At 57.9% G+C, this 573-nt stretch carries 2 protein-coding genes; both read right to left on the minus strand.

From position 1 onward, the window contains the following. Positions 1-480 (minus strand): ATP-binding cassette domain-containing protein (locus ABD481_RS46905; RefSeq protein ID WP_425559445.1); only part of this gene is annotated, 480 nt, incomplete at its 3' end. After that, positions 477-573 (minus strand): hypothetical protein (locus ABD481_RS46910; protein ID WP_344672370.1); only part of this gene is annotated, 97 nt, incomplete at its 5' end. The genes ABD481_RS46905 and ABD481_RS46910, both read right to left, overlap by 4 nt.

The following is a 573-nucleotide window of genomic DNA, read 5'->3' on the forward strand; positions in this document are numbered from 1 at the left end:
GCGCTGACCGCCGGAGAGGGCTTTCGGTTTACGCTCCAGCAGATGGGCCAGCTGCAGCACTTCCGCAACCTGAGTCACCCGCTGGTTAATCAGATCTTTTTTCGCGCCGGCCAGCTTCAGGCCAAACGACATATTTTCCGCAACGGAAAGGTGGGGATAGAGTGCATAAGACTGGAATACCATCCCAACGCCGCGTTCTGCCGGTGGGATCTCGTTCATGCGGGTGTCACCGATAAACAGGTCCCCGCTGGTAATAGTTTCTAACCCGGCAATCATACGCAGCAGGGTAGATTTGCCGCAGCCCGACTCCCCTACCACACCGAGGGTTTCACCCTCGTAAAGGCGCAGCGTCACGCCATCCACCGCTTTCAGCGTTTTCGAGGGCTGCCAGAACCACTGCTTGCCATCTTTGATATCGAAGTGCACCTTCAGGTCGGCAATTTCGAGCAGGACTTTTCGTTGTTCAGTTACGGCGTTCATAGCAGATCCCCCACCGGTTTAAAGCAGGCGCGCAGGCAGCCTGGCGCGAACGATTCCAGCGGCGGCGCGCTGCTGCACTGCTCCATGGCATGC

It is taken from the genome of Catenulispora yoronensis (genome assembly GCF_039531695.1).
In the GTDB taxonomy this organism is placed as follows: domain Bacteria; phylum Actinomycetota; class Actinomycetes; order Streptomycetales; family Catenulisporaceae; genus Catenulispora; species Catenulispora yoronensis.